The sequence below is a fragment of the Haloferax sp. s1 genome (genome assembly GCF_058382125.1).
The window spans coordinates 1-3,901 of sequence record NZ_JBZRPK010000382.1; the positions used below are offsets into that span (position 1 = coordinate 1).

General features: G+C 60.4%; 3 protein-coding genes and 1 pseudogene. 1 reads left to right on the forward strand and 3 read right to left on the reverse strand.

Going from position 1 to position 3,901, the window contains the following annotated elements; all coding sequences use genetic code 11:
- Positions 1 to 196 (reverse strand): DUF6199 family natural product biosynthesis protein (locus QT222_RS04855; protein WP_491476486.1); only part of this gene is annotated, 196 nt, incomplete at its 3' end.
- A gap of 662 nt (positions 197 to 858) precedes the next feature.
- Between QT222_RS04855 and QT222_RS04860 the strand changes: the two genes are divergently transcribed.
- Entirely contained in the window at positions 859 to 1,227 is a 369-nt protein-coding gene (locus tag QT222_RS04860) for a hypothetical protein (RefSeq protein ID WP_491476487.1), read from the forward strand.
- Between the two features lie 100 nt (positions 1,228 to 1,327).
- Here the strand turns inward: QT222_RS04860 and QT222_RS04865 are convergent, their stop codons facing one another.
- Both QT222_RS04865 and QT222_RS04870 read right to left on the reverse strand, forming a co-directional pair.
- Positions 1,328 to 3,355: a HEAT repeat domain-containing protein gene (locus tag QT222_RS04865; protein ID WP_491476488.1), complete on the reverse strand. Its 2,028-nt coding sequence runs from the start codon at positions 3,353 to 3,355 to the stop codon at positions 1,328 to 1,330.
- Positions 3,356 to 3,572: 217 nt separating this feature from the next.
- A pseudogene (locus QT222_RS04870) lies at positions 3,573 to 3,901 on the reverse strand (DUF3592 domain-containing protein); the annotation flags it as partial.

Here is a 3,901-nt window from a genome sequence, read left to right on the forward strand (position 1 = left end):
TTGACACGCCGACAATGACGAGACAAACCCCAATGAATCGGTATAGCCAGATGATTATATCAGAGGGCTCAGACGGTTCCGATTGGGGGTCGCGTAAGAAATCAAGACCGAAGTGGTATATCTGCCTTGGTTTGGCGACATATGCAACTCCGAGTATCGAAATTACAACCCCAGCGAGCTGAAAGAGTATACTCACACAGAATAGTTCTCAGCTATGTTACTTGAACCTAAAGGACTGAGTGGTCTTACTGAATTCGATGTGAAGAGATGACTTCAACAGGACTCGATATTCTGGATTACATTCGATAGGTTTGGTTAATGGGAAGTTCTCCACGGTGATTCCTCGCTCGTTGAGGACGAGTACCACGGCGCCGTATCGCTCTCGGTCTCGCACTTCACGGTCTCCGCAGCGACGAAGTCCGGAATGTCGAACCACGACACTTCGAGCGCCTCGAAGACCAGAGGACGTGGCGTCTGACTGTCCTCGACGGCGAGACCGGCACTCGCGATACGTCAGTATCGAAGTCTCTGTACCGTGGCTTGAACCGACTGAAAACCAAGTAAAGACAGCAGCCAGTAATGACGCGGAAATTCATTTCGAATACGGTGTAAGCACCCACCGTTCTTGACCGTCTCGTCCCGACACACGACAGGCTGTTCATGGTGTACAACGAACGCGACCGCTCGCAGCACCCCCAACACAGACAGGTCTGGAGCGGCTACCTGACGTAGCAGGTGACGAGTCCACCGGTGTGAGAAACACCTGACAGTATATCTACCTTCGAAGGTAAATGATTCACCACCGGCACCGTTACCATCTGTGTCTTCGAACCTGAACAAAGACAGACGAGGCTTCGAATGCACATCGAAGACAGCTACAACGACGAAACGACGACGCTTTCGTGGGAGTACGGGGGTGAGTCCGTGTCCGTCACGCTTCCGGGACTCTTCCACGCCGAATACGCCGAGAGGTCGGACGTGGTCGTCACCGCGACCGCCGAGGGGACGATACGGATTCTGGCGGGTGATGGCACCGAGCGGGACGCCTTCGAGTACACTCTGCCCGAAGGATGTGACCTCTACACGTTGACGCCGAGTATCGGGGGCGATCTCGGTGTGACAATGGTGGTGGCCCACGACCCCGGCCACAGGAGCGAGACGCTCTGGCAACACGAGGTCGATATCGAGCGACGAGCTGTCGGCGGCCCCGTGGCGAAGTGGCGGTAGCGACAGGATAATGGCTTGTTTCCATCCACGTGACGAGCGCAATCAAATTCGACAGTATATCACACCAGCGGACTGCCTACTGACTCTCTTAGACCAGCAGCTACTCCACCACCAAATCCACGTCAGCGTCGGCGACTCGCTGCAGTTCGGCGTCGCTCACCGTGACAGCATCGGAGTGAGTGGCCGTGAGCGCCTGCAATCCCTCGGCAATCGTCGATCGGACGAAGAGATACTCCTCGTCACACTCGAATCGAGACTCGAGCGCTTCGACGGCCGTGACAGTGAGCGCTGGCTGGGCAACGCCGATGGCAGCCAGTGCGTTCGCGGCCGACGGCCGAACGTCCGAATCGGTATCACGAAGGCCGGTCTGCAGATCGTCGACGACACGCTCGGCTGTGTCTCGATCCGCAGCACCCATCTGTCCGAGTGCTTCGAGCGCTGCCGCACGGGCCTTCCATTCATCGTCGTCGAGGAGTGGCTGTACCTCCTCGCTGACGCGTGCGGCCACGTCCGAATCCACTGTGGCGATCGTGCCAAGTGCCTCGGCAGCCGCCGCGCGCACACGATAGTTGCTGTCCGCGAGACGGCGCTGCAAATCGTCGACGACGAGTTCGGCCACCTCGGGGTCTGCGGCCCCAATCGTTCCGAGCGCGCTGGCGGCCGCTTTCCGATTCCAGTAGGGACCCTCAGCAAGCAACTCGCGGAGGTCCTCGACGGCAGGGGCCACTGCCTCGGGACGAACGCCACCGATCTCACCGAGCGCAGCGGCAGCCTCTGCTGAGAGGTCCTCGTCGGCGAGACAGGCCCGAATCTCGTCCATCACGGGATCGAGGGCGTCGGGAGTAGCAGCACCGATTCGGCCGTAGGCACGGATGATGTCCTCCTGGAGTTGCCACTCGAAGTCGTCGTGAGTCTCCGCATTCTCGTCCTCGACGCTGCCAGTCAAGTCGAACAGCCCGTATTCTGTCGCGTCGCTCCCGACCGCTTCGTCTTCTGCCGTGTCGCCTTCGAACCATTCGTGCAACTTCGCGACGACGCGCGGCGCGATCTCGGGATCAGCTGCTGCGATCTTCCCGAGAGCCGTCACGACGTCGAATTGCAGATCCTCGCTGGTGTCGTCGAATCTCGCCACGATGTCATCGATAGCCGGCCGGACTGCAGCAGGCCGAACGGTTGCGATGTTTCCGAGAGTCTCCACCGCGGACGAGCGCACCAGTCGGTTGTCGTCGTCGAGGAGTGCCCTGAGACGGTCCAGTTCGGGAACGACCGTCTCGGGGTGTGCGGCCCCGATGCCGCCGAGAAAACTGAGTACGACACTACGGTCGATATCAGGGGACCGGTCGTCAGGATCCGTCTCGGCGAGTGTCAGCAGTTCCTCGACCACCATCGGGGCCGCCTCGGGATATGCCACAGCGATCCTGCCGAGTGCACTCCCAATCCCGATCCGCGCTTGATCTCGCTCCGCCGCAGCGAGTTCCTCTCGCAGCATCTCGACGACAGGGTCAATGATATCTGGCCGTACCAATGCGACGGTGCCGAGCGGCGACGGAATCGCACTGGCGTCGATCGTCTCGTCCGCGGACAGTGCTACCAACTCGTCCCTGGCAGGAGCGATCGCTTCTGGATAGGCGTGTGAAATCGTCGACAACAGGCTGATCGCGTTGGCCCGCACAGCGTCGTCGTCGAGAGAGCCAATGAGATCGTCCACGTGTGATCGAAGGAGGACAGCCTCGGCCTCGGCGAGTTTCCTGAGGGCTGTCACGGAGGTGTCACGCATGTGCTCGTCCTCGGTGTCCAGGTGTTCCAAGAGCCACTCGACAGTGGTATCGAGCGCATCCGGGTCCGTCCGTGCGGTCCACGTCAGCATGTCGAGGGCCTCGTCCCGTGTTCGTCTGGTCTCGTGGACGAGGTACGGCTGGAGGGCCACTGCGACGCGTCGTGTGCAGTTAGGATGGGACGAGATCTTCGACAGTGCTGCGTGGGCGTCCGAGCGCCCGCGGCGGCCGTCGAGAAGCGCACACAGGGCCTCGATTTCGTCGTCCGTCGCCGTGGTGGGATCGACTGTCTCTCGGAGTTCCTGGGCTCGTTGTGCTTCGCCGTCGGGGTCGTCTGGGGTATCGTCTGTCATTTGATATCGGGGAATCGGACTCGATTGTGAAAGTGCAGATTCGCCATGCCGAGCGTGAGCGTACTCGTGGTCCTGGCCGGCCCACCCTCGCCGCTGGCGGCCGCGAACGCCTCGACCAACACCTGTAGTTCTGTCAGATTTGAATTAAAATCCACGGGTGTCCCTGTTGGGTCGTCGGGATGCCTTGCACCCTCTTTCGTGGACGTCTGCTGTCGACCTACGGTACCAGGGGGAGCGAGACACCGATGGTGTGTCCAAACATACCGAGCAACAGCCCGATACCACCGACTATCAACATGATTCCAGCGGGGAGTCGCCAGAGGGCGAACCGCCGTGAGTGAACCAGATCCTGCTGGGTCCGAGCACTGATCAGGAACATCGGTTCCGACCGCGGGTCGTGGTCAGCGACCCGCTCGATGACGAGTTCGTCGACGGGGTCGGAGCCGTGCTGGTTGTCACGTGGCTTGACAGTCCCGAACACGTACACGCCGTCCCCGGGTCTGATGAGATTCTGCTTGTACCGCCGTTTTCTATATTCTGTAGGGT